Annotated in this window: 23 protein-coding genes; 10 read left to right on the forward strand and 13 right to left on the reverse strand. The window is 67.0% G+C overall.

The window, feature by feature from the left end:
* The first annotated feature begins 348 nt into the window (after positions 1-348).
* A complete protein-coding gene (locus tag AC1DTF_RS20410) occupies positions 349-1,176 on the forward strand; it encodes an alpha/beta fold hydrolase (RefSeq protein WP_477475375.1) in 828 nt (275 codons plus the stop codon).
* On the opposite strand, the gene AC1DTF_RS20415 is transcribed toward AC1DTF_RS20410, so the two are convergent.
* Positions 1,142-2,338 (reverse strand): pyridoxal phosphate-dependent aminotransferase, encoded by a 1,197-nt coding sequence (locus tag AC1DTF_RS20415; protein ID WP_477475376.1) that lies wholly within the window; start codon positions 2,336-2,338, stop codon positions 1,142-1,144. The two genes, AC1DTF_RS20410 and AC1DTF_RS20415, sit on opposite strands and share 35 nt — an antisense overlap.
* A 26-nt stretch (positions 2,339-2,364) precedes the next feature.
* Here AC1DTF_RS20415 and AC1DTF_RS20420 point away from each other — a divergent pair, with 26 nt between their 5' ends.
* Positions 2,365-2,916: an isochorismatase family protein gene (locus AC1DTF_RS20420; RefSeq protein WP_477475377.1), complete on the forward strand. Its 552-nt coding sequence runs from the start codon at positions 2,365-2,367 to the stop codon at positions 2,914-2,916.
* On the opposite strand, the gene ipdE2 is transcribed toward AC1DTF_RS20420, so the two are convergent.
* Genes ipdE2 through fadD3 form a run of 4 tightly spaced genes read right to left on the reverse strand, consistent with a single transcriptional unit; the run spans position 2,913 to position 7,477 of the window.
* Positions 2,913-3,848, reverse strand: coding sequence for an acyl-CoA dehydrogenase IpdE2 (ipdE2, locus tag AC1DTF_RS20425; protein WP_057170880.1), 936 nt, complete (start codon positions 3,846-3,848; stop codon positions 2,913-2,915). The genes AC1DTF_RS20420 and ipdE2 overlap by 4 nt on opposite strands.
* Before the next feature lie 2 nt (positions 3,849-3,850).
* Entirely contained in the window at positions 3,851-4,804 is a 954-nt protein-coding gene (locus tag AC1DTF_RS20430) for an acyl-CoA dehydrogenase family protein (protein WP_477475378.1), read from the reverse strand.
* Positions 4,801-5,946: an acyl-CoA dehydrogenase family protein gene (locus AC1DTF_RS20435; protein WP_477475379.1), complete on the reverse strand. Its 1,146-nt coding sequence runs from the start codon at positions 5,944-5,946 to the stop codon at positions 4,801-4,803. Before AC1DTF_RS20435 ends, AC1DTF_RS20430 begins: the two co-directional genes overlap by 4 nt.
* A gap of 1 nt (position 5,947) precedes the next feature.
* Positions 5,948-7,477, reverse strand: coding sequence for a 3-((3aS,4S,7aS)-7a-methyl-1,5-dioxo-octahydro-1H-inden-4-yl)propanoate--CoA ligase FadD3 (fadD3, locus tag AC1DTF_RS20440; protein ID WP_477475380.1), 1,530 nt, complete (start codon positions 7,475-7,477; stop codon positions 5,948-5,950).
* 47 nt (positions 7,478-7,524) lie between these two features.
* Here fadD3 and ipdE1 point away from each other — a divergent pair, with 47 nt between their 5' ends.
* The 5 genes from ipdE1 (at position 7,525) to AC1DTF_RS20465 (ending at position 12,701) form a co-directional block, all read left to right on the forward strand.
* The gene (ipdE1, locus tag AC1DTF_RS20445; RefSeq protein WP_477475381.1) at positions 7,525-8,673 is read left to right on the forward strand and encodes an acyl-CoA dehydrogenase IpdE1; all 1,149 of its coding nucleotides are present in this window, start codon (positions 7,525-7,527) and stop codon (positions 8,671-8,673) included.
* Positions 8,670-9,461 carry a (5R,7aS)-5-hydroxy-7a-methyl-1-oxo-2,3,5,6,7,7a-hexahydro-1H-indene-carboxyl-CoA reductase gene (gene ipdF / locus AC1DTF_RS20450; RefSeq protein WP_057170885.1) on the forward strand — a complete coding sequence of 264 codons (792 nt, stop codon included), beginning with the start codon at positions 8,670-8,672 and terminating at the stop codon, positions 9,459-9,461. Before ipdE1 ends, ipdF begins: the two co-directional genes overlap by 4 nt.
* Positions 9,462-9,526: 65 nt before the next feature.
* Positions 9,527-10,192 carry a response regulator transcription factor gene (locus AC1DTF_RS20455; protein WP_477475382.1) on the forward strand — a complete coding sequence of 222 codons (666 nt, stop codon included), beginning with the start codon at positions 9,527-9,529 and terminating at the stop codon, positions 10,190-10,192.
* Positions 10,189-11,181 (forward strand): HAMP domain-containing sensor histidine kinase, encoded by a 993-nt coding sequence (locus AC1DTF_RS20460; protein ID WP_477475383.1) that lies wholly within the window; start codon positions 10,189-10,191, stop codon positions 11,179-11,181. Before AC1DTF_RS20455 ends, AC1DTF_RS20460 begins: the two co-directional genes overlap by 4 nt.
* Positions 11,178-12,701, forward strand: coding sequence for a DUF4153 domain-containing protein (locus AC1DTF_RS20465; protein ID WP_477475384.1), 1,524 nt, complete (start codon positions 11,178-11,180; stop codon positions 12,699-12,701). Before AC1DTF_RS20460 ends, AC1DTF_RS20465 begins: the two co-directional genes overlap by 4 nt.
* 45 nt (positions 12,702-12,746) lie before the next feature.
* Here the strand turns inward: AC1DTF_RS20465 and AC1DTF_RS20470 are convergent, their stop codons facing one another.
* The 4 genes from AC1DTF_RS20470 to AC1DTF_RS20485 all read right to left on the reverse strand — a co-directional run bounded on the left by AC1DTF_RS20470 (position 12,747) and on the right by AC1DTF_RS20485 (position 15,712).
* Positions 12,747-13,298 carry a hypothetical protein gene (locus AC1DTF_RS20470; RefSeq protein WP_477475385.1) on the reverse strand — a complete coding sequence of 184 codons (552 nt, stop codon included), beginning with the start codon at positions 13,296-13,298 and terminating at the stop codon, positions 12,747-12,749.
* 44 nt (positions 13,299-13,342) lie between these two features.
* Positions 13,343-14,875 carry a putative alpha/beta hydrolase gene (locus tag AC1DTF_RS20475; RefSeq protein ID WP_477475386.1) on the reverse strand — a complete coding sequence of 511 codons (1,533 nt, stop codon included), beginning with the start codon at positions 14,873-14,875 and terminating at the stop codon, positions 13,343-13,345.
* A gap of 6 nt (positions 14,876-14,881) precedes the next feature.
* Entirely contained in the window at positions 14,882-15,193 is a 312-nt protein-coding gene (locus tag AC1DTF_RS20480; RefSeq protein WP_477475387.1) for a DUF2563 family protein, read from the reverse strand.
* A 72-nt stretch (positions 15,194-15,265) separates the two neighbouring features.
* Entirely contained in the window at positions 15,266-15,712 is a 447-nt protein-coding gene (locus AC1DTF_RS20485; RefSeq protein ID WP_477475388.1) for a hypothetical protein, read from the reverse strand.
* Positions 15,713-15,914: 202 nt separating this feature from the next.
* On the opposite strand from AC1DTF_RS20485, the gene AC1DTF_RS20490 reads away from it, so the two are divergent.
* The gene (locus tag AC1DTF_RS20490) at positions 15,915-16,517 is read left to right on the forward strand and encodes a TetR/AcrR family transcriptional regulator (protein ID WP_057170964.1); all 603 of its coding nucleotides are present in this window, start codon (positions 15,915-15,917) and stop codon (positions 16,515-16,517) included.
* Positions 16,517-17,665 carry a steroid 3-ketoacyl-CoA thiolase FadA6 gene (gene fadA6, locus AC1DTF_RS20495; protein ID WP_057170889.1) on the forward strand — a complete coding sequence of 383 codons (1,149 nt, stop codon included), beginning with the start codon at positions 16,517-16,519 and terminating at the stop codon, positions 17,663-17,665. Before AC1DTF_RS20490 ends, fadA6 begins: the two co-directional genes overlap by 1 nt.
* Here fadA6 and AC1DTF_RS20500 read toward each other — a convergent pair.
* Together AC1DTF_RS20500 and AC1DTF_RS20505 are read right to left on the reverse strand one after the other, a co-directional pair.
* Positions 17,649-20,348, reverse strand: a complete 2,700-nt coding sequence (locus AC1DTF_RS20500; RefSeq protein WP_477475389.1) for a molybdopterin-dependent oxidoreductase — start codon at positions 20,346-20,348, stop codon at positions 17,649-17,651. The two genes, fadA6 and AC1DTF_RS20500, sit on opposite strands and share 17 nt — an antisense overlap.
* Positions 20,345-21,160 (reverse strand): FAD binding domain-containing protein, encoded by an 816-nt coding sequence (locus AC1DTF_RS20505; protein WP_477475390.1) that lies wholly within the window; start codon positions 21,158-21,160, stop codon positions 20,345-20,347. Before AC1DTF_RS20505 ends, AC1DTF_RS20500 begins: the two co-directional genes overlap by 4 nt.
* 86 nt (positions 21,161-21,246) lie before the next feature.
* On the opposite strand from AC1DTF_RS20505, the gene AC1DTF_RS20510 reads away from it, so the two are divergent.
* The gene (locus AC1DTF_RS20510; RefSeq protein WP_477475391.1) at positions 21,247-22,590 is read left to right on the forward strand and encodes a guanine deaminase; all 1,344 of its coding nucleotides are present in this window, start codon (positions 21,247-21,249) and stop codon (positions 22,588-22,590) included.
* Here AC1DTF_RS20510 and hpxO read toward each other — a convergent pair.
* On the reverse strand, positions 22,574-23,740 hold the full coding sequence (gene hpxO, locus AC1DTF_RS20515; protein ID WP_477475392.1) for an FAD-dependent urate hydroxylase HpxO: 1,167 nt from the start codon (positions 23,738-23,740) through the stop codon (positions 22,574-22,576). The genes AC1DTF_RS20510 and hpxO overlap by 17 nt on opposite strands.
* 2 nt (positions 23,741-23,742) lie before the next feature.
* Positions 23,743-24,060, reverse strand: coding sequence for a hydroxyisourate hydrolase (gene uraH / locus AC1DTF_RS20520; RefSeq protein WP_477475393.1), 318 nt, complete (start codon positions 24,058-24,060; stop codon positions 23,743-23,745).
* Positions 24,061-24,067: the final 7 nt, after the last annotated feature.

Here is a 24,067-nt window from a genome sequence, read left to right on the forward strand (position 1 = left end):
ACATCGAGGTCACCGACCGACACGTCGGTGACCGATGCACCGGGAATCTGAAGAAGACGGTTAAATGCAGTACTGACGCGCACGCGGATGGATCCTCTGGTTGAGGTTGGTGTGGTAACCCCGAAACCTAGAGGCACACCGCGTGCGCGTCCTTCATCTCTGCGTGGACACGCCGAGAGCGCTTGTGCTGCAGTATTAACCGACCCTGAACAGCAAGAAAGCGCCCACTAGAACACTAGGAGCGCCACATACTTTCGAACATGTAATTGATCATAGCTGCCACCACCGACACGCGATTGCGGCTAGCGGTAAAGACAACAGGCCGTCTCGAGGGGCAGAGTGACCACCATGAGCATCCTCACCACCGCCGACGGCACCGACATCTTCTACAAGGACTGGGGCACCGGTCAGCCGATCGTGTTCAGCCACGGCTGGCCGCTGTCCTCGGACGACTGGGACAACCAGATGCTGTTCTTCCTGAGCCAGGGCTACCGGGTGATCGCCCACGACCGCCGCGGGCACGGCCGCTCCACCCAGACTCCGGGCGGGCACGACCTCGACCACTACGCCGACGATCTCGCGGCCCTGGTCGAGCATCTCGACCTGCACGAGGCCATCCACGTCGGACATTCCACCGGCGGCGGAGAGGTGGTGCGCTTCCTGGCCCGCCACGGCGAGAGCCGCGCCGCGAAGGCCGCCATCATCAGTGCGGTGCCCCCGCTGATGGTGCAGACGGAGGCGAACCCGGAGGGCCTGCCCAAGAGCGTGTTCGACGATCTGCAGGCGCAGCTGGCGGCCAACCGTTCGGCGTTCTACCGGGCGCTGCCCGCCGGCCCGTTCTACAACTACGACAAGCCCGGTGTGGAGTCGTCGGAGGCTGTCATCGCCAACTGGTGGCGTCAGGGCATGATGGGCGACGCGTTGTCCCACTACGATGGGATCGTCGCGTTCTCGCAGACCGATTTCACCGAGGACCTGAAGAAGATCACCGTGCCGACGCTGGTGATGCACAGCACCGACGACCAGATCGTGCCCTATGTCGCGGCCGGCCCGAAATCTGCTGCGCTGCTGCAGAATGGGACGTTGAAGACCTACGGCGACAACTTCCCGCACGGCATGCCGACCACGCACGCCGATGTCATCAACGCCGATCTGCTGGCGTTCCTGAAGTCCTGAGCCACGGACCCATCCGCTCCAGAGCGGTGGTGATATCGGAGGGCGCGCCGGCGAACGACAACCGGACGAACGAACCCCCGTTCACGGTGTCGAAGTCGATACCCGGCGCGATGGCAACACCGGTGTCGGCCAACAGCTTTGCGCAGAAGTCCAGGGAGTCGGTGGAGTAGCGGGAGATGTCGGCGTAGACGTAGAACGCGCCGTCGGCCGGGGCCAGGCGGTCCAGCCCGATATCGGCCAGACCGTTGAGCAACAGCTCCCGGTTCACGGTGTATTCGCCGACCAGCGCGTCGGCCTCGGCCAGCGACGCCGGGTCGAACGCCGCCACCGCCGCCAGCTGCGGAAGTGTCGGAGGGCAGATAGAGAAGTTGCCGGTCAGCCGGTCGGCCGCGCGGCGCAGCGGCTCCGGCACGAGCAGCCATCCCAACCGCCAACCCGTCATGGCGAAGTACTTCGAGAAACTGTTCACCACAATGGGATTGCGGGAGGTCTCCCATGCGCAGCTGGTCGCCGGTGCCCCCGGGTACACCAGGCCGTGGTAGAGCTCGTCGCTGACCAATTGCACGTCGCGGTCATCGCACCAGTTCACGATGGCGGCCAGATCGGCGGGTGGGATGACGGTGCCCGTCGGGTTCGCCGGGCTGGCGATGATCAGCCCCTTGACCGGTGGATCCAGCGCCTCGAGCATCTGCACGGTCGGCTGGAAGCGAGTGTCCGGCCCGCACGGCACCTCGACCGGCTCGCACCCGAGGGCGGACAGGATGTTGCGGTAACAGGGGTAGCCGGGGCTCGTCACGGCGACCCGGTCGCCGACGTCGAAGCAGGACAGGAACGCCAGCAGGAAACCGCCGGTGGACCCGGTGGTGATGACCACCGCGTCGGGATCGACCGCGATGCCGTGCCGGTCCAGGTAGGACACCGCGATCGCCTCGCGCAGCTGCGGAATGCCCAGCGCCACCGTGTAACCGAGGTTGTGATGCTCCAGAGCATCGGCGGCGGCGGCCCGCACCGGCGCCGGTGCCTTCGCGCTGGGCTGGCCCGCGGACAGATTCACCAGATCACCGTGGCTGCGCTGGCGTTCGGCGGCGGCCAGCCAAACGTCCATCACATAGAACGGTGGAATTCCCGCGCGCAGCGCGACGCGGCCGGTGTTTGCGGTCATCGGTTCCAGGCTAGTCTGCGAGCATCATGACCACCCTCAAGAACCGGCCGAACGGTGCCCTGCTCGTCATCGATGTGCAGAACGACGTCGTCGCCGAGGCGGTCAGGCGCGACGAGGTGGTCGCCGCCGTCGGCCGACTGGTCGAACGCGCCCGATCCGAGAATGTCCCGGTCATATGGGTGCAGCACTCCAACGACGAGCTCCAGCGGGGCAGCGACGGCTGGCACATCGTCGAGGAGCTGACGCGAGCCGATGCCGAACCGCTGGTCGAGAAGAACCACGGTGACGCGTTCGAGGGCACCACGCTGGAGGGTGTGCTCGACAGCCTGGGCGTCGGCCGGCTCTTGGTGACGGGTGCCTCCAGCGATCAGTGCATCCGCTCCACCATCCACGGTGCATTCGCCCGCGGGTACGACGTCACGCTCGTCGGCGACGCGCACACCACCAGTGACTTGACCCAGTGGGGCGCACCACCGCCCGAACAGGTGATCGCGCACACCAACCTGTACTGGTCGTATCAGACCGCGCCGGGCAAGACCGCCGCCGTCGAGGCCGCCGACGCCGTACGGCTGGCTTAGAAGACCTCGGCTTCGAGCCGCCGCAGGTGCTCCCGCGGCGGCCCCAGCAACTGCGCGCTGCCATGGGCGCGCTTGAAATACAGCTGGATGTCGTGCTCCCAGGTGATGGCGATCCCGCCGTGCATCTGGACGGCTTCACCGACGACGGCGGTCAGCGCCTCGCTGGCGAAGACCCGCGCCAGCGACGCCGATGCCGGTGAGGGCTCGGCGATCGCGTCATAGACCACGGCGCGTGCGGTCTGGACGGCGACGTACAGATCGGCCATCCGGTGCTTGAGCGCCTGGAAACTGCCGATCGGGCGGCCGAACTGCACCCGGTCCTTGGTGTAGGCCACGGTGAGGTCCAGGGCGCGCGCCGCCGCCCCGATCTGCTCGGCGGCCAGCAGCAGCGCGGCGGTGTCGGCCAGCCCGGGATCGCTGCCCAGCGGCGTCGTCTCACCGGCGGTCACCGATGACAGCCGCCGGGTCAGGTCCATCGTGGACTTGGCGTGCGCGGTGGAGGTGTTCCAGCGGGTCAGATTCGTACCGTCCGCGGCAATCACCACATCGGCGATATCACCATTGATGACGTATTCGGGATCGAAGACCACCGTCCCGATCGAGACGCCCTCGGCCAGACCCTCCAGCGGCTCGTGGTCCTCGGCGCTCAGCAGCGCCAGCTCGGCCAGCGTGGTGCCCAGCAGCGGCGTGGGCACCAGCGCCTTGCCGAGTTCCTCCAGCACCACCGCGGCATCGGCGAGTTCGCCGCCGGCGCCACCGAGATCTTCGGGCACCACAAGTGCTGCGGCGCCGACCTGTTCGCACAGCAGCTTCCACAGCGCCTCGTCGTAGCCGCGCTCGGATTCCATCGCGCGCCGCACGGCCTCGGGGTTGGCGTGCTTGTCGACCAGAGCGGCGACGGTGGAGCGGAGCAGTTCGCGTTCTTCACTCATGGTCAGAGGGCCTCCAGCAATCGGCGGCGGTGCAGGGTGGGGTCGCCCCAGGCCGAGCGCAGCGCCTGTACCCGCAGCAGCAGCAGGGACAGGTCGTGCTCCTGGGTGAACCCGATCGCGCCGTGGGTCTGCAAGGACGATCGGGCGGCCAGCAGGGCCGCGTCGGCCGCGGCGACCTTGGCCGCGCTGACATCGCGGGCGGTATCGGCGGACCCGTCGGCCAGCGAGAGTGCCGCCCCGTACACCAGCGGGCGTGCCAGCTCGAGGGCGATGTGCACGTCGGCCAGCTTGTGTTTGATCGACTGGTAGGAGCCGATGACGCGGCCGAACTGGGTGCGCTGCTTGGCGTAGGCCACCGACTGGTCGAGCATGGCCTGCCCGGCGCCGATCAGCTGCGCCGCGGTGGCCAGCACGCCGAACTCGTAGGCGCGCGCGGTGTCGGCGGCCTGGGCGGCTCCGGAAGCGCTGACCTCAAACAGCTTTCGCGCCGGGTCCACTGAGTCGTGGGCCGCACCGGCGGTGGCGTCGCTGACCTGGCCGTCCCCGGCGAGCAGCACCAGATCGGCGAAATCGGCGTTGACGGCGTACGGCACCTGCGGGGGCAGTGCGACGGTCGCGATCGACTCGCCCGCGGCCAGGGCAGCGGTCCGCTCGTCATCGTTCAGCAGCAGCGGTGCGACGACGATCGATTCGGTGACCGGCCCGGGCACCGCCCAGTAGCCGAGACGTTCCAGCGCGACCACGGCATCGACCGGGTGCGCATCGATACCGTCGAACTTCTCGGCCACCAACAGTGCGGTGACGCCGAGTTCGGACAGCTGGTTCCAGACCTTGCGGCCGGGTGCGGTGTCACCGTCAGCCCAGGCGCGGACCGCGGCGGGGACGTTCACCGCTCCCAGGGCGGCGTCGATGCTGGACGCGAAATCGCGCTGCTGTTCGTCGATCTCGAAGTTCACTTGGGCTTCCCCCCAGAAATTTCCCGCGGCAGACCGAGTAGGCGCTCGGCGATGATATTGCGCTGGATCTCGTTGGTACCGGCATAGATCGGGCCGCCCAGGGCGAAGAGCAGGCCCTCGGTCCACTCGTCGACGATCTCGCCATCGGCGCCCTGCAGGTCCAGGGCGGTCTGGTGCAGCGCGACGTCCAGGTCGGACCAGAACACCTTGGTCACCGAGGACTCCGCCCCGAGCTCACCGCCACCGGCGAGCCGGGTGACGGTGCCGAAGGTGTGCAGCCGGTAGGCCTGAGCCTTGATCCAGGCATCGGCCACCCGGTCGGTGAACACCGGGTCCGGGTTGGATTTCCACAGTGCGACAAGCCGTTCGGCAGGTGCCAGAAAACGGGCCGGGCTGCGCAGCGACATGCCGCGCTCATTGCTCGACGTGCTCATCGCCGCGCGCCAGCCTTCGTTGACCTCACCGATGACGTCCTCGTCCGGGACGAACACGTCATCGAGGAACACCTCACCGAAACCGGTGTCGCCACCGAGTTGGGCGATGGGGCGGACGGTGATGCCGTCGGCCTTGAGGTCGAACATGAAATAGGTGAGGCCCTTGTGCCGCTGGGCCTGCGGGTCGGAGCGGAACAGCCCGAAACCGCGTTCCCCGAACGGGGCCCGCGAGCTCCAGATCTTCTGCCCGTTGAGCTTCCAGCCGCCCTCGACCCTGGTGGCTGTGGAGCGCAGCGAGGCCAGGTCACTGCCGGACTCCGGTTCCGACCAGGCCTGCGCCCAGATCTCCTCGCCACTGGCCATCTTCGGCAACACCCGGTCCAACTGTTCCTTGGTGCCATGCGCGAACAACGTCGGCGCCAGCATGGAGGTGCCGTTGGCGCTGGCCCGTCCGGGCGCGCCGGCGCGGAAGTATTCCTCCTCGAAGGCCACCCACTGCAGCAGGGTGGCGTCGCGGCCGCCGTATTCCTTGGGCCATGCGATTACCGACAGGCCGGCGTCGAAGAGCACCTTGTCCCAGCGGCGGTGCTGCTCGAAGCCCTCACGGGTGTCGTAGGACTCGGTCGGGAAGGACTCCCGGTTGGCCGCCAGGAACTCCCGGACCTCGGCCCGGAACTCCTCGGTGCCCTCGTCGAAATTCAGGTCCACCTCAGGCCTTTCCGTCGATCTCACGGAGCGTTGGTTTGACCACTTTGCCTCCTGGGTTTCGCGGCAGAACATCGAGGAACGCCACCGAACGCGGCACCTTGAAGTTCGCCAGATGCTCACGCGTATAGGCGATCACCGCCGCCTCGTCGAGTTGTGCGCCGGCCTTGACCACGACGAAGGCCTTGCCGACCTCACCGAGGCGCTGATCGGGAACCCCGATCACCGCCGCCTCGGCCACCCCGTCGAGGCGGGCCAGCACCTGCTCGATTTCGGCCGGGTACACGTTGAACCCGCCGCAGATGTACATGTCCTTCAACCGGTCGGTGATGGTGAGATTGCCCGCCGCGTCCAAGGTGCCGATATYGCCGGTGTGCAGCCAGCCGTCGGCGTCGATGGCCGCGGCGGTCGCCTCCGCGTCGTCGAGATAACCGAGCATGACGTTGGGGCCGCGTAACAGCACCTCACCCGAGTCGTCCAGGCGCAGTTCGAAATCGGCGATCGGACGACCGCAGGTGGTGGCCACCGTGGTGGCGTCGTCGTCGGCGCTGCACATGGTGCCGAAGCCGGCAGCCTCGGTCAGGCCGTAGGCGGTCAGCACGATGTCGATGTCCAGTTCGGACTGCATCCGCTCGATCAGCACCACCGGCACCACCGCGGCGCCCGTGACCGCGAACCGCAGCGAGGTCAGATCGTGGTCGCCGCGGCGCGGATGGTCCAGCAGGGTCTGGTAGATGGTGGGCGGTCCGGGCAGCACCGTGATCTGGTGTTCGGCAACGGCTTTCATTGCCTGCTCGGGATCGAAGGTGAGTAGCGGGTAGAGCGTGGCCCCGGTCTGCAGGCAGGCCAGGATGCCGGCCTTGTACCCGAAATTGTGGAAGAACGGGTTGATGCACAGGTAGCGGTCGGCGCTGGTGATCTGCCCGCACGCCGCCCAGGCCGCCGAGGCGTCCAGCGACTGCCGGTGCGCACAGCGCACGCCCTTGCTGCGCCCGGTGGTGCCGGAGGTGAACAGGATGTCGGACACGTCGTCGGGGGAGACCGCGGCGGAGCGCGCGTCGACCTCGGTCAGGTCGGTGCCGCGGGCCACGAAGGAGTCCCAGGTTCCGTCGTCCGCGTCGATCGGCACCCGCACGATGTCACGCAGCGCCGGCAAGGCGGCGCGATCGAGTTGGGTGGTGCGGTCGGCCCCGAGGAACTCGCCGGCCGCGATCAGCAGGGGCGCCTCGGTGCGCGCCAGGATGTCGGTGGCCTCGCTGGCGGTGTAGCGCGTGTTCAGCGGGACGACGATGGCGCCGGCGTAGTGGGTGGCCAACGCGGCGACCACCCAGTGCCAGGTGTTGGGGGACCAGATCGCGACCCGGTCGCCGACGGCGACGCCCAGGTCGATCATGGCCGCCGCGGCCCGTCGCACCTCGTCGCGCAACTGACCGTAGGTGAGCCGTTTATCCCCCGTGACCAGGGCATCATGCTCGGACAGCTGTACGGCAATCCGGTCCAGCACCGCTGGAACGGTCCGCGTTGCGCTCGTCATTGACGCTCCTCTAACAAAGCAAGTGCTTGGTAGGTTAGCCTACAAGGGTGATAGAGGTCGAGGACTTCCGGGCCGAGGTCCGGCAATGGCTCGCCGATAATCTGGTCGGCGAATATGCAGCGCTCAAGGGCCTCGGCGGCCCGGGGCGGGAGCACGAGGCATTCGAAGAACGGCGCGCGTGGAACCAGCATCTGGCGGCGGCCGGACTGACCTGTCTGGGCTGGCCCGAGGAGCACGGGGGTCGCGGTCTGACGGTCGCGCACCGGGTGGCGTTCTACGAGGAATACGCCAAGGCCGACGCCCCCGACAAGGTCAATCATTTCGGTGAGGAACTGCTCGGTCCGACGCTCATCGCGTACGGCACCCCGGAACAGCAGCAGCGCTTCCTGCCCAAGATTCTCGACGTCACCGAACTCTGGAGCCAGGGCTACTCCGAACCCGGCGCCGGCAGCGACCTCGCCAACGTCTCCACCTCGGCCGAACTGGTCGGCGACGAGTGGGTGATCAACGGCCAGAAGGTGTGGACCTCGCTGGCGCACTGGGCGCAGTGGTGCTTCGTGGTGGCCCGCACCGAAAAGGGCTCCAAGCGGCACGCCGGACTGTCCTACCTGCTGGTGCCGCTGGATCAGCCAGGTGTGCAGATCCGTCCGATCATCCAGCTGACCGGTGACTCCGAGTTCAACGAGGTGTTCTTCGACGATGCCCGCACCGAGGCTTCTCTGGTGGTCGGGGAACCGGGCGACGGCTGGCGGGTGGCGATGGGCACGCTGACCTTTGAGCGCGGCGTGTCCACGCTCGGTCAGCAGATCCAGTACGCGCGTGAGCATTCCAATCTGGTGGAACTGGCCAAGCGCACCGGCGCGGCCGACGATCCGCTGATCCGGGAGCGGCTCACCCGGTCCTGGACGGGTCTGAAGGCCATGCGGTCCTATTCGCTGGCGACCATGGATGTGGAGCAACCCGGCCAGGACAACGTCTCGAAACTGTTGTGGGCCAACTGGCATCGCCAGCTCGGCGAGATCGCCATGGACGTGCAGGGCACCGCCGGACTGACCCTGGACAACGACGAGTTCGACGAGTGGCAGCGACTGTTCTTGTTCTCCCGCTCGGACACCATCTACGGCGGCTCCARCGAGATCMAGCGCAACATCATCGCCGAGCGGGTGCTCGGCCTACCGAGGGAAGCCAAAGGATGACAGACCTCTCCGCAGTCCCCACCGAGATCGACGGACACGGACTTCTGAAGGACAAGGTGGTCCTGGTGACCGCCGCTGCCGGCACCGGCATCGGGTCGACCACCGCACGACGTGCCCTGCTCGAGGGTGCCGATGTGGTGGTCTCCGACTTCCACGAACGCCGGCTGAACGAGACCCGCGAGGAACTCGCCGCGCTTGGCCTGGGCCGCGTCGAATCGGTGGTCTGCGATGTCACCTCCACCGAGGCCGTCGACAATCTCATCTCCCAGACGGTGGCCGTCGCGGGACGTTTGGATGTACTGGTCAACAATGCCGGCCTCGGCGGGCAGACACCGGTGATCGACATGACCGACGACGAATGGGACCGCGTCCTGAACGTCACGCTGACCTCGGTCATGCGCGCCACCCGCGCCGCACTGCGCTACTTCCGTGACGCCCCCCACGGCGGCGTCATCGTCAACAACGCCAGCGTGCTGGGCTGGCGCGCGCAGCACTCCCAGTCGCACTACGCCGCCGCAAAGGCCGGCGTGATGGCGCTGACCCGTTGCAGTGCAATCGAAGCCGTCGAGTTCGGGGTCCGCATCAATGCGGTGTCCCCGAGCATCGCCCGGCACAAGTTCCTGGAGAAGACCTCGTCCTCGGAACTGCTGGACCGGCTCGCCGGTGACGAGGCCTTCGGCCGGGCCGCCGAGCCGTGGGAGGTGGCAGCCACCATTGCCTTCCTGGCCAGCGATTACTCCAGCTACCTCACCGGTGAAGTGATCTCGGTGTCCAGCCAGCGAGCGTAGTTTCTCCACAGAACCTTCACAAACGCTGCCCGAAAGCACCACAGCCTGGCCCTACAGTCGACGGTGTGAAGCGAATCCTGGTGGTCGACGACGAGCCGACCATTCTGGCCGCGGTGGCCGACCGGCTGCGCGCCGAGTCGTTCACGGTGGACACCGCGGTCGACGGGCCATCCGCCGTCGCCGCTGCGGCGGCCACCACTCCGGATCTGGTGGTCCTCGATGTCATGCTGCCGGGGTTCGACGGCCTGGAGGTCTGCCGCCGGATCCAGGCCGAACGGGCCGTCCCGGTACTGATGTTGACGGCCCGCACCGATGAGACCGACATGCTCATCGGCCTGGGTGTCGGCGCCGACGACTACCTGACCAAACCGTTCAGCATGCGAGAGTTGGTGGCCCGGGTGCAGGTGCTGCTGCGCCGGGTGGATCGTGCCGCCGGGCAGCAGCCGATCGCGGTCGGTCCGTACCGGATCGACCTGCAGGAGCGCCGGGTTCATGACGGAGATCAGGAGATCTACCTGACCCGAACGGAATTCGATCTGCTGGTCTTCCTGGCCGGGCGTCCCCGCGCTGCGGTCGACCGCGAGACGCTCCTCCAGCATGTGTGGGGCTGGGCGGCTGAGGTGGAGAGCCGCACGGTCGACAGTCACGTGAAAGCGCTGCGGCGCAAGCTGGGTCCGGATCTGATCCGCACCGTGCACGGGGTGGGTTACGCCCTGGAGATGCCTCGGTGACCGCTCGGGACTGGTGGGACAAGCTGCCCCGCCCATTGGATCCGCTGGCCTCCTTCAAGGTCAAGACCACCCTGCTGGTCGGTAGCGCGATCACGTTGGCGGCGTTCACCTTCTGGATCGGCGCCAGCTGGCAGTTCCGCTGGGCACTGCTGGCAGCCCTGACGACCTCGGTGCTGTTCGTGCAGTTCCTCGCACACGGGATGACTTCTCCACTGCGGCAGATGACCGCCGCGGCGCGCGCGATGGCACGCGGCGACTACAGCATCCGGGTGCGCGCCACCTCACGTGACGAGGTCGGTCAGCTCGCGGCGGCGTTCAACCAGATGGCCGCGGATCTCGGTGCCGCCGACGAATATCGGCGCGGACTGATCGGCAATGTCTCCCATGAGCTGCGCACCCCGATCACCGCTCTGCAGGCGGTCCTGGAGAACATCGTCGACGGTGTCGCCGAGCCCGACCCGGACACGTTGCGCGCGGCGCTCAAGCAGACCGAGCGGCTGGGGGAGCTGGTGACCGACCTGCTCGACCTGTCTCGCGTCGAGGGCGGCGCGATCTCCCTGCAGCTCAACAGGTTCGGCGTCGAGGAATTCCTGCGCGACGCCGTCGCGCACACCGCGGTCGAGGTCATCGTCGACCCGCCAGGCCTGACCGCGGTGGCCGACCCGGCGCGGTTGCGCCAGGTGGTGGTGAACCTGGTGGACAACGCCATCCGGCACAGTCCGCCCGGCGGGCGGGTGTCGGTATACGCCCGGGCCGTTTCGGGGCTGCAACTGGAAATTCGCGATGAGGGCCCGGGCATCCCGGCGGAGGAGCGGGAGCGGGTGTTCCAGCGGTTCACCCGCGGCGACACCTCCGATGGCGGCACCGGCCTGGGTCTTGCCATCGCCCGCTGGGCTGTCGAATTACACGGCGGCACAATCGAAGTACTGGACGCAGCCGATGGTTGCCGAATCCGGGTGACCATCCCGGACCTGGAGGAACTCTCATGACGATGATGGCCCCGGGCGCCTACCCGATGATGCCGCCACCGCCGTTGATCGGCCCGGCACTGCCCCGCCACGGTGAGCCGGGATTCTCGGTCTTCTCCCGCCGGGTCTGGCCGCTGAACCCGCTGGCGGCCGCGCCGCTGCCCTTCGTCCTGATCGCACTGGCCGTCGGGCTCGTGGGCACCGCGTTGTGGCGGCCGATGGAACACAGCATCGGGTACGTCGTGGTGGGTGCGCTGGTGTTCGGCGCCGTGTACGGGACGGCTGGGCGGCGGCCGGGCAGGTTCGAAGCGCTCGGCATCGTCATGACCCTGGCGCTGCTGGCGGTCCCGGCAGTGCTGGCCGCGCCGTGGGTGAACGCGTTGTGCATCGCGGCTGCCTGGCTGCTCGGCTGGCACACGCTGGCAGGCGGGCGCACCTGGACCGCGGTGCTCGCCGGAGCGTTCGTGGCGTGGGCGCTGCCCGCCCGTGCCATCGGCTGGGTGCAGCGCGCGGCGCCACGCCGGGTTCAGGTACCCCAGCTCGGGCGCATCGCGCTGGTCACCGCGATCACCTGCGCTCTGGTGTGGGTGTTCGGCGGGTTGTTCGCCGGAGCCGACCCGGCGTTCGACAAGCTGGTGCAGAACCTGATCCCGTCGTTCGATACCGAGGACATCGTCTCGCGCACGGTCGTGTTCTTCGTGGTGCTGGCGTTCGTAGCGGGCGGTGGATATCTGGTGCGCTTCCCGCCGAAGCTCGACGCGCTGGCACCCGGGCCGCGCAGTCCGGTGCCGCGCTGGGAATGGGCGGTGCCGCTGGCCGTGCTCGACGGGTTGTTCCTGGCCTTCGTCGCCGTGCAGGCCACGGTCCTGTTCGGTGGGCGCGCCCACGTGCTGGCCACCGAGGGGCTGACCTACGCGGAGTACGCGCGGCAGGGCTTCTGGCAGCTGCTGTGGGTGTCGGCGCTGACCGTGCTGGTGATCGGTGTGGTGATCCGGGTGGCCTCGCGAGCGACTGGAACGGACCGCCGGACGCTGCGCATCCTGGTCGGAACCCTTTGCGCCACATCGATYGTGGTGGTCGTCTCGGCGATCCACCGGATGTGGGTGTACCAGGACGCGTACGGGTTCAGCACCGAGCGGCTGATGGTCATCACCATCGAGCTGTGGCTGGGGACGGTGTTCGTGCTGATCGCCGTGGCGGGCGCGCGGATGTCCTCATCCTGGTTGCCGCGGGCGGTCCTGGTGGCCGGGGTGGTGGCCCTGCTGGGACTGGCCGCGCTGAATCCCGAACGGCTCATCGCCGACCGCAACATCGACCGGTTCGAGCGCACGGGCCAACTCGATGCGACCTATCTGTCCGGGCTGTCCTCCGATATCGATCCCGCCCTGCACCGCCTGCCCGAGTCGGTGCGCCAGTGCGTCACCGGTGAGTCGCCGGCCGGGACACCCTGGTATCTGTTCAACCTGTCCGGGTCCCGCGCGGACCGGATCTACACCTCGGCCCGTCCGGAGATCTGCGTGCCGTACTGGCCGGGTTACTGACAGCGTCGGTTTGGCGAGTTCCTCGGTGCCTCGGATACCTCTTTTTCAGCGTCCTGGTTCAGCATGGCGCCCGTGCCGTTCGCTGTCCAACAGCCACCGTCGGCTGACGAAATATGCGCCGACGTAGGCGATTGCGAAGATGCCCAGTGTGACTATCGAGGTGAGTGTCAACTGAAGTCGTTGCCCAGAAGCAATTCCTGCGCCGAGGATTGCGTCACGGTAGCCAAATATTGCGCCGGCGAGGATGACGGCTGCGGCGGCTGCAGCGGCCAGCCACGGGCTGCCCTTACCGAGACCGTATGAAGCGATTCCGAACATCAGGATGAGCATCGCGATCAGTACTCGCCACCAGGACTTTTTGGCGGTAACCGCAGCGCCATAGGGTTGTGGTGTGTTGCTGTAGAAAGAAATCTTCAAGAATGGCGTGTACGCATAGGCGATGAAAACCGCTGCTGCGCAAGCGAATGCGGAAGCTCCTAACGCTGACTTCCAGCCCTGCGGCTGCGCGACGAAGTATGCCGACACCGCCGTTACCGATGCGCCCGTCCAGTAGACGAATTGTCCCGCCTTGATGTTTCGGCGCGGTGCCAGACCCATGGCGGCTAGTCCCGCTATTGCCGATATGAAAGCTACATTCACCATCATTTACCGGCGAGCCAGTTGTAGACGGACTGTCCAGCGTCCTCGCCGTAAATGGCGCCGACCGTGCCCAGCGTTACAGCTCCGATAAATACTCCGGGCGGGCCGCCAACCGTACCGATTTCTGCGCCCACCGCTCCGAGTGCCCATGCGCCTGCCATGCCGCCGCCCGTCTTTGCGAGAACTTGGCCGACGGGTGCGCCATTCTGTATTTCGTACAACCCGACTCCAAAGTCGACAAGGTTGCCGGCAACGCCCAGCCTGCTGCCAATTGATTTGAGCGCCTCCACATCGCTCCAAGAGTATGTCGTAACTGATTMGTTCCAGTGGTTGCCAGTCGGCAACGAGTCGGCAGTGCGGCCGAATGCCTCGCTAGCTCCGGCCATAGGCTTTCCCGCGGCCGCCGCGCTGTCGATGAGTTCTTTCGGGATAACGCCATGCGACATGCCCTCCGCAGCTTTCGTCGCCCCCTCGGGCGACATTCCAGCTTGTTCGAGCTGGTCTTGCACGCGTGTTATCACCAGCGACCGAGCCTCCGCTTCGCTCTGTTGAATCATTGCCGTGGCTTGGTCTGGATGGATAGGGGGCTGGTTGAGCAGGCCTTGTTCGAGCTTCTGCTGGAGCTCCAGGCGTGTGCGGGCCTGGCTACGAATGTCTCCGCCCAGGACAGGGTCGACCGGAAGTGGGCCGGGAGCATTGGCTGTGTGGTAGTCGTCGAGACGATCACCGGCATAGCGGACCTGGTCCAGTTGGGCTGTCGGGTCGTTGATCGTTGCATAATCGCGCAGGCGCGCGGCGGCGGCCTTCTTCTCCGGCGTCAATGGTCCGGTCGAGTTGACGAGAGCTTCGTCGGCTGCCCTCTGTCCGGTGCCATATTGCTCAGCGTCAGCGTGTGCTTCTTCGGTCGAACGCGCTTCGCTTTGGCCCACATTGTCATTGACCGCGTCAGGCGTGTAGCCGTCGGCTGCCATCTCCAGGCGGGACTTGTCCAGCTGGCCGGCGTAGGCATCGCGAATCGCATTCATCTCCTCGAGTGCCCGACGCGTTCTGTCAACCGCCGCTTGCTTCAGTTCGGAGACGTCTACTTGCTGGCCGTGAGTGGCGGCGACAGCGATCTCGCGGTCGATCTGGTTGTCGATCGCTTTCAAGGCTGCCTCGAGGTTGGAGACCGAAATTGCTCCACTTCGCTGCGCTTCGGCCAGCGTGGCCGAGATGTTCTGTAAGTCGACGGCGATACGATCGAGTTGCTCACGGTTGACATGGAGTGACTCGGTGGCGCGCCGGACCTCTGCGGAGTCGTTTATAGGGTGGTCGCCACCGTCCTGGCGGTCCCACGCGGCTTGGAATCGCTGCTTGGCAGCAAGGAATTCTTCGGTTGTCTCGCTTGTACAGACACCTGCCGCGCGGAAGGCGGTCGCGAGTTCGTCGATTTCACCCGGAGATCCACTCTGCACCGTGCGGTGGAGTTGCCAGGGATCACCACCCGCGTTCGCAGTCAGTTCTTCGGCATCAAGATGTCGGAATTCGGCCGTCATTCTAGGTCAGCCGATGGCGTGGCCAGCCGAATGTAGGCCAGACTCACTGGCGTCGTCCTGATCCGAAAAGCTCTTGGCGCCAAGGTTGGCTTTCTCTGCAAGAGCGCACAGTCCTCGATGGTGTGCTTGCATCGAGGTGAGGCGTGCTTCGTGGGTCTGCCGTAATGCGCCAAGAAAATTGTCTGCGGCTTCGARGTCCCCGAACACACCCGCCGATATTGACGTCGCTGCGAGCTGATCCGCGCCACGCTTCGCGATCGCTCCTGCGCTATCGGAAAACGCTGCGCCCATTCGTAGCAGCTCGGCATCCACGATCATTTTTGCCTCCCCTGCGGTGATGCCGAGAATTCTATCGGACAGTGAATGCGCGTTAATACGCCAGTTTTTCGCTTACTTCAGACTGAACCCGTACCTCTGAAGGGATTCAAGGGGCGCTGCGTCATGGCCCTCGATGAGAAACAACCAGATGTGATCGTTGTTGTCGGTCTTCGTGGCGTGAACGGTGTTCCCTCTCTCGTCAGCAATGTCGGTTTCCAGGAGTGTGTCGTCGTCATAAACGCCGATCGCTATCGGGACGCCTGCCGGTTGTGCGAGGCAGATGCCGGACTCGCTTGCCCTGGGCAGGGGCGCCTCTGGGAGGTCTTTGATGAGAACCGGGCCGCCACAAGCCGCCACAATCCATGTCAATCCCTGAGAGGACTCGAGCGCTGGGATTGTCGATCTTGGCGAAGTAGTTGTCGGCGGCACCGCCTCGCTTTGGGTGCGAGAGCTCGGCTGGGAAGGAATCAAAAGCACGAATCCAACGGCGATGATCACGATCAGCACGAGGAGGTCCACGACGACGACGATCTTGGCTCGACGCGATAGCCGAACCCAGAGTCCAGGCGATGCGTTGCGCTCATCGTTCACAGGCCATGTCTACCGGAGGACAAATTGGCCAGGCCCCAAGAGGACTCAAAAAGAGAAAATGTTGCCTATCGCGACAGACGTCACCCCGCCACCGCTTACCTAGCAAGCGCTTGGTTGATACGCTGTGGAGATGACACAGCCGGCCAGCCGCCGTGACGAGCTCCTCACGCTCGCCGCGACGATGTTCGCCGAGCGTGGCCTCAAGTCCACCACGGTCCGCGATATCGCGGACTCGGCGGGCATTCTGTCGGGCAGCCTCTATCACCACTTCAAGTCCAAAGAGCAGATGGTCGAAGAGGTCCTCAAGGACTTCCTGGACTGGCTGTTCGAGCGCTACCAGGAGATCGTCGCCGGCGAGTCCACCCCGCTGGACCGGGTGAAGGGCCTGTTCATGGCGTCCTTCGAGGCGATCGAGCACCGTCACGCACAGGTGGTCATCTACCAGGACGAGGCCAAGCGGCTCTCCGCGCTTCCGCAGTTCGCGTTCGTCGACGACCGCAACCGCGAGCAGCGCAAGATGTGGGTGGACCTGCTGCACGAGGGCATCGCGGACGGCTCGTTCCGGCCCGACCTCGATGTCGACCTGGTCTATCGCTTCATCCGTGACACCACCTGGGTGTCGGTCCGGTGGTACCAGCCGGGCGGGCCCCTCACGGCCGAGGAAGTCGGCCGCCAATATCTGGCCATCGTGCTCGGTGGCATAACCCAAACCGATCAGAAGGAGACACCCTGATGGCTGAGGCGTACGTCATTGATGCCGTTCGTACCGCGGTCGGCAAGCGCAACGGCTCGCTGAGCGGTCTGCATCCGGTCGATCTCGGCGCCGCCGCCTGGCGTGGACTGTTCGAGCGCACCGATCTGGACCCGGGTGCGGTCGACGATGTCATCGCCGGCTGCGTGGACGCCATCGGCGGGCAGGCAGGCAACATCGCCCGGCTGTCGTGGCTGGCCGCCGGCTTCCCCGAAGAGGTTCCCGGTGTCACCGTGGACCGCCAGTGCGGCTCCAGCCAGCAGGCCATCTCCTTCGGCGCGCAGGCGATCATGTCCGGCACGGCCGATGTGATCGTGGCCGGCGGTATGCAGAACATGAGCCAGATCCCGATCAGCTCGGCGATGATCGTCGGCGAGCAGTTCGGCTTCACCTCGCCGACCAATGAGTCCAAGAGCTGGCTGCACCGCTACGGCGATCAGGAGATCTCCCAGTTCCGTGGGTCGGAGATGATCGCCGAGAAGTGGAACCTGTCCCGCGAGGACATGGAGCAGTTCGCGCTGACCAGCCACCAGCGCGCCCAGGAAGCGATCCGGGCCGGCTACTTCGAGAACGAGATCATCCCGGTGGACGGATTCACCATCGACGAGGGGCCGCGGGAGACCACGCTGGAGAAGATGGCCGGGCTCAAGACCCTGGTCGAGGGCGGACGACTGACCGCCGCGATGGCCAGCCAGATCTCCGACGGCGCCAGTGCCGTACTGCTCGCCTCCGAGGGCGCCGTCAAGACCCACGGTCTCACGCCGCGCGCCCGCATCCACCACATCAGCGCCCGTGGCGCCGACCCGGTGTACATGCTGACCGGTCCCATTCCGGCCACCCATTACGCGCTGGAGAAGACCGGCCTGTCGATCAGCGATATCGACACCGTCGAGATCAACGAGGCTTTCGCCCCGGTGGTGCAGGCCTGGCTCAAGGAGACCGGCGCCGACCCGGCAAAGGTCAACCCCAGCGGCGGCGCCATCGCCCTGGGGCATCCGCTGGGCGCGACCGGTGCAAAGCTGTTCGCCACCATGCTGAACACGTTGGAGCGCACCGGCGGTCGCTACGGGCTGCAGACCATGTGTGAGGGTGGCGGAACCGCCAACGTCACCATCATCGAGCGGCTCTGATCGCACGCCACACCCGGGCCGGCGTCATCGGCAGCTGATATACCCGCGCCCCGCACGCCCGGGCGATGGCATTCGCCAAGGCGGGGGCGACCGGGTTGTACGGTGATTCGCTCATCGACTTGGCCCCCAGCGGGCCCAGCTCGTCGTAGGTGTCGGCGAAATACACCTCCGTCACCGGAACATCCGCCAGTTGCGGCACGTGGTAGTTGCGCAGCGTCTGGGTGGTGACCGTCCCGTCGGCGCCGATCTGCATCTCCTCGAACAGTGCCGACCCGATCGCCTGCGCGACACCGCCCTCGACCTGACCGCGGCACTGCTGCGGGTTCATCACCACACCGGCGTCGGCGGCCTGAACCGACTGCAGGATCGACACCTCGCCGGTCTCCGGGTTCACCGCGACCCGGAAGGCGTGCACGTTGAAGGCCACCGAACGCGGTGTGCCGTCATGCTTTCCGCGGCCGGTGATCGGCACCGGCAGCGACCCGAAGTCCACCAACTGCTCGCCGCACTGCACCCCGTTGCGGTCCAGTCGGCACAGTGCCGGGGAGACCCCGGTCAGCTCGGCGGCGGCGGCCTCCAGTGCGTGGCGCAGCTCGCGAGCGGCGAGTTGAGTCGCCCGACCGGCGACCACCGTGCCCGCCGAACCGAAGGCGCCGGTGTCGTAACCGGTTGTAGCCGTATCCGATTGGCGGATCGCGATCCGCTCGGCGACGGTGTTGAGCTCATGGGCGGCCAGCTGGGTGTGCACCGTGGTGGTCCCGTTGCCGAACTCCGTGGTGCCCACGTCCAACAGGTAGCTGCCCTCGGCATCGACCGATACCGCCGCCTCGGCGAAATGCCCGCGCGGGGGAATCGTGGCGATCATGGCCACTGCCATTCCCTCGCCGACCCGCCATCCCGCCGGCGCCGCGACCCCGTTGCCCGCGCGCAGGGCACCCTCGGCCAGGTCGAGGCACTGGTCGAGCCCGTAGCTGCCGAAGGTCAGATCGTCGTCGAGCACATGGGAATCCACGAAACTGTCGCCAGGCACGATGACATTTCGCCGCCGGAACTCGAAGGGGTCGACGCCGAGCCGGTCGGCGAGCTGGTCCATGGCGGACTCGATGGCGAACATGACCTGGCCGAGCCCATACCCGCGGAACGCGCCCGAGGGCAGGTTGTTGGTGTAGACGGACCGGGCGTCGACGCGCTTGTTCGGGCTGCGGTACACCGCAACGGATTCACCGCAGCCATGGAACATGACCCCCGGGCTGTGGTTGCCGTAGGCCCCGGCGTCGACGAGGACGTCGATGGCCAGCGCGGTGAGCGCCCCGCCGCCGTCGGCGGCCACGGTGACATCGACGCGGAACGGGTGCCGGCAGGGCGCCACGGTGAACTGGTCGCTGCGGTGGAACTCGTAGCGCACCGGCGCTCCCAGGCGCAGCACCGCCAGGGCGACCAGGTCCTCGGTGAGCATTTCCTGCTTGCCGCCGAACCCGCCGCCCAGCCGTTTGGTGAACACCTGTACCTCGTCGGCATCGAGACCGAAGATGTGGCACAACTCGTTTCGGACCAGGAAGGGCACCTGCGTGCTGGTGCGGATCACCAGCTTGCCGGAGTCGTCGCGCCATCCGGTGCAGCCGTGCGTCTCGAGGTGGACGTGCTGTACCCGCTGGGTCTGCCAGCGTCCGCGCACCACGGCTCCGCCGGAGGCCTCGGCGGCAGCGATCCCGGCCGCGACATCGCCCACCTCGCCGTGCAGTTCGGCCACCAGATTGCGGTGCGGATCGGCGATGCGCGAGCCGGACCGCTTGTCGGCGTGCAGCAGCGGCGCACCCGTGCGGCCCGCGGCGTCGGGATCGAACACCGCGGGCAGTTCCTCGTAGTCGACAAGAATTGCCCGGCAGGCATTTTCGGCGATGTCGTAGCGTTCGGCCACCACCGCCGCGACGCGCTGGCCGACGAACCGCACGGTGTCGTCCAGGATGGCGGTGTCATCGGGGTCGTCGTCGCGCAGCTCGTGACGGGCCGTGGAGAACAGCACCGGCGGGCTGTCCCGGTGGGTCAGGACCAGCCGCACCCCCGGCATGGCCTCGGCCGCCGAGGTGTCGATCGACCGGATGCGTGCGTGGGCCAGCGGGCTCGCCAGCACGGCCAGGTGCAGCAGCCCCACGGGCGCGTCGTCCATGGTGTATTCCTCGGTGCCGGTGACCACGCGCACGCCCGCCGGGGCGCCGATGGACCGGCCCGCATCGTGGACATCGGACTTGTCGATGTTGACCACCCCGGACAGCGCGTCGGTGATCGCCCGGTAGCCGGTACATCGGCACAGGTTGCCCTTGAGCTGTTCGGGCAGATCCGACATCTGCTCCGGGGTCAATGTGGTTGCGGTGGTGACCATCCCGGCGGTGCAGAAGCCGCACTGGAATCCGGCGGCCTCCACGAAGCGGCGTTGCACGGGGTGCAGGTCGTCGGGAGTGCCCAGGCCGGCCACCGTCGTCACCGTCCGTCCCCCGGCCCGGAAGGCCGGAAACACGCAGGAATGCACCGCGGCGCCGTCGACGAGTACCGAGCACGCCCCGCAGTCGCCGGCGTCGCAGCCCTTCTTGACCTCGAAGTGACCGTGTTCGCGAAGGAAGGTGCGCAGACACTGGCCGGGACGCGGGTCCGCGTCACAGTCGGAGCCGTTCACCGAGAGCTTCATGCCAGCTCGGCCCGGATCTGCTCGGCGAGTGTCAGCGTCACCGCCCGGCGCCAGTCCGGGTCGCCGTGCGCATCGCGGGTCAGATCCTGATCGGGGATCCCGGCCAACACGGCCCGCAGATCCTCGGACGAAGGCGCGGCCGGGAATCCGAACACGTAGGGCCGCACCGTGGCCGCCGTCACCGACAGCACGAACCGGCCGTCCTCGTCACGGCGACCGATGATCACCACACCGGACCGGCCGAGCGGGGACGGGGCAAGCTTGCGGAACGCGGTCCGGGCCCGCAGTGCGACCACCGGGATATGCACGGCGCGAAGGACGTCACCGGTCTCCAGCACATTGGTGGCTTCGCCGGTGACGAACTCGGTGACCGGCAGTGTGTACTCGGTGCCGTCGGCCCGCCAGACGGTCACCTCGGCGTCCAGTGCCGTACACAGCGAGATCATCGCACCGGCCGGGAACGATAGGCAGATGTTGCCGCCGACGGTCGCGGTGCGCCAGATCTTGAACGACGCGAGCAGTGCGGTGCAACACTGCCGGAACAACGGCGCGGCCGCCCATTCCGGGGGCAACGTCGTTGACAGCGAAGCGACTTCGTCGAGGGTGCAGGTCGCCGCGAGTTCCAGCCCGGCCGGAGTCAGGGTGACCGACGGCCAACCCAGCCCGGTGATGTCGACGAGCCGGGTCACCGTCGGCTGAGGTTCGGAGAACAGCCAGGTGCCGCCGGCGAGCACGGCGTCTGCGGGTCCGAGCGGCCACACCTCGTCGCGGCGGGTGGGGATGTGCACCGCCTCGACGGTGTTGAGGTCCATCTATCGACCGTAGTCGCCGATCCGGGCGCGTGCAGGCCGAAGCCGCCGAACTGCACGGCTGCGCAGACGCTGTGACAATTGGGGGTATGCGTGTGTATCGCGGTCACCTGATCCACATCGGCGGTGCGCCCGGACTCGATGGTGCGCGCGATCATCTGGTGAGCGTCCCGGACGGTGCGCTGGCCGTCGATGACGCCGGGACGATCGGCTACAGCGGTGCGTTCCGGGGGCTGCCCGAGATGACCGCTGAGGTCGTGGACTGCCGCCCGGGCTTTCTGCTGCCCGGTTTCATCGACACTCACATCCACTTCCCGCAGACCCACTGTGTGGACTCCTACGGTGGCGGGCAATTGCTGGACTGGTTGCAGCGCTGCGTTTTTCCGGCGGAAGCGATGCTGGCCGACGCCGGGTACGCCCGCGGCGTGGCCCGGGACTTCTGCAGCCGGCGCGTCGCCGTCGGAACCACCACGGCACTGGTGTTCGGGTCGGCCTTCCCGGAAGCCCAGGACGCCTTGTTCGAGGAATCGATCGCCGCGGGGCTGCGCACGATCTCCGGGCGCGGGATCCAGACGGTGGGCCCGCAGGCCGCCGAACCGCTGCTGACCGGCGACGATCAGGCAATCGAACTCACCCGCAACGAGATCGAGCGGTGGCACCACCGCGCCGACGAGCTCACCCACGTCGCGGTGGTGCCCCGCTTCGCGCTGTCGGTCACCGAGCAGACACTGCACGCGCTGGGCGAACTCTACGAAGATGTCCGGACCGACGGTGTCTACTTCCACACCCATCTGTCGGAGAACATCGGCGAGATCGACGCGGTGCGAGCCGGTTACGGTGTGCAGCACTATCTGGACACCTACGACGGACGCAGCGCGGGCGGTGGGGTATCGCTGCTGGGCCGGCGCAGTGTGTTCGCGCACGCGGTGCACTGCACGGACCATGAACTGGGCCGATTGGCCGAGACCGGCAGCTCGATCGCGCACTGCCCGACCTCACAGCTGTTCCTCGGATCGGGCACCATGCCGTGGCGGCGCACCACCGCCAGTGGGGTCACGGTGGCGTTGGGTACCGATGTGTCCGCCGGTGACGAATGGCTGATCCCCCGGGTGCTCAACGACTGCTTCAAGGTGCACATCAGCGAGCCTGGGGCACAGGCGCTCTCGATCCCGCCCGCCGACCTGCTGTTCACTGCGACCCTGGCCGGGGCGCGGGCACTGGATCTGGAGGATCGGGTAGGCAACCTGGACGCCGGTAAGGAAGCCGATTTCGTGGTGATCGATCCGCAACGACAGGCGCTGCTGCCCGAGCTGCTGGCGCGGATCGATCCCGAGGACGCCGACCGCCTGCTGTTCACCCTGCTGATGAGCATGCGTGAGGACGCCATCGACGGTGTCTACGTACGGGGCCGCCGGGTCACAGCGCCGGCGTGAGCGGCCCGCCGAGAATGTTGCCGACGATCCCGCGGATGACGTTGGTGCCGTCCTCTTTTCGCAGCTCGTCGTACCACTGCGCGGTGACCTGCGGATCCTTGGCGTGGGTGACGTCACAGCGTTTGCGGGCCCGCAGCACCAGTTCGCCGGCCCGTTCGGTGCGGGCGGCCTGATACGCGGCCAGCGCGGCGTGCACATCGCCCGCGTGATCCTTGAACGCCCACTGCAGTTCGATCGCGTCCTCCATGGCCGAGCAGCCACCCTGCCCGATATCGGGTGTGGTGTTGTGCGCCGCGTCGCCGAGCACGGCGACCCGGCCCTTGACCCAGGTGTGGAAGGGATCCAGATCCAGGATCTCCACCCGGTTGGTGGTCTGCGGGTCCAGCTTGTCGATGAGGGTCTGCACCCCGGGAGCCCAGTCCGCGAAGTGACCGCGCAACACCTCCCGGGCGGTCCCTCTCTCGTAGGGGGTCCCCTCGGGTTCGACGACGTCGAAGAAGAAGTAGAAGCGCCCGCCGGCGACCGGCATCACCGAGACACGTTTGCCCTCACCGACATACGTCGTCCATTCGGTGGCAGGCCCGATCCTGTCATCGGTGTCGACCAGCCCGTTGTAGTTGACGTAGCCCGCGTAACGGCGGGTCACCGGCCCGCCGAGCACATACTCGCGGGTGATCGAACTGGCGCCGTCGGCGCCGATGATCACGTCGGCGGTCACGGTGGTGCCGTCGGCGAAAGTTGCCGTCGCGGATTCGGGACCGTCGGTGACGCTGATCATCTTCATGCCGAAGTTGATGTCATCCATGCCGTAGGCCTGCATCAGCATCGACTGCAGTTCGGCGCGCGCGATGGGGTACGGGCGCTGCCCCACCTCGTCGATCAGCGGCTGCATGGAGAACCGGCACATGGTCTCGCCGGTGTGCGCGTCGACATAACTCATGGTCTCGACGATGCCGCCCAGCTGCGCCGTCTCCTCCTGCAGGCCAAGGTAATTGAGGCATTTGACGCCGTTGGACCACACCGAGATGGCGGCGCCGACCGGCTTGTTCTCGGTGACCCGCTCGTAGACCGCGGTCTCGATGCCGATCTGGCGCAGGGCGATGGCGGCACTCATCCCGCCCATGCCTGCCCCGATGATCACGACCTTCACGTTCAGCTCCCTCGGTAGGTGGAGTAGGAGTACGGGGACAGCAACAGTGGCACGTGGTAGTGACCCGTCAGATCGGTGATCTCGAAGGCGATCACGACCTCCGGGTAGAAACCGTTGATGCCCTCGGCGGCGAAGTAGGCGCCGGTGTCGAAATGCAGCCGGTACACGCCGGCGGCCAGATCCTCGCCGAGCCCGGCGATGCGGCCGTCGGCATCGGTGAGGCCGTCGGCGACCGCGGTGCCCGCGGCGGTGAGGGTGACCACGACACCGACGGCGGGCCTGCCGGTGGTGGCGTCGAGGACATGCGTGGAAAGGGTCATGCTGCCT

It is taken from the genome of Mycobacterium sp. P4_H6, assembly GCF_056400845.1.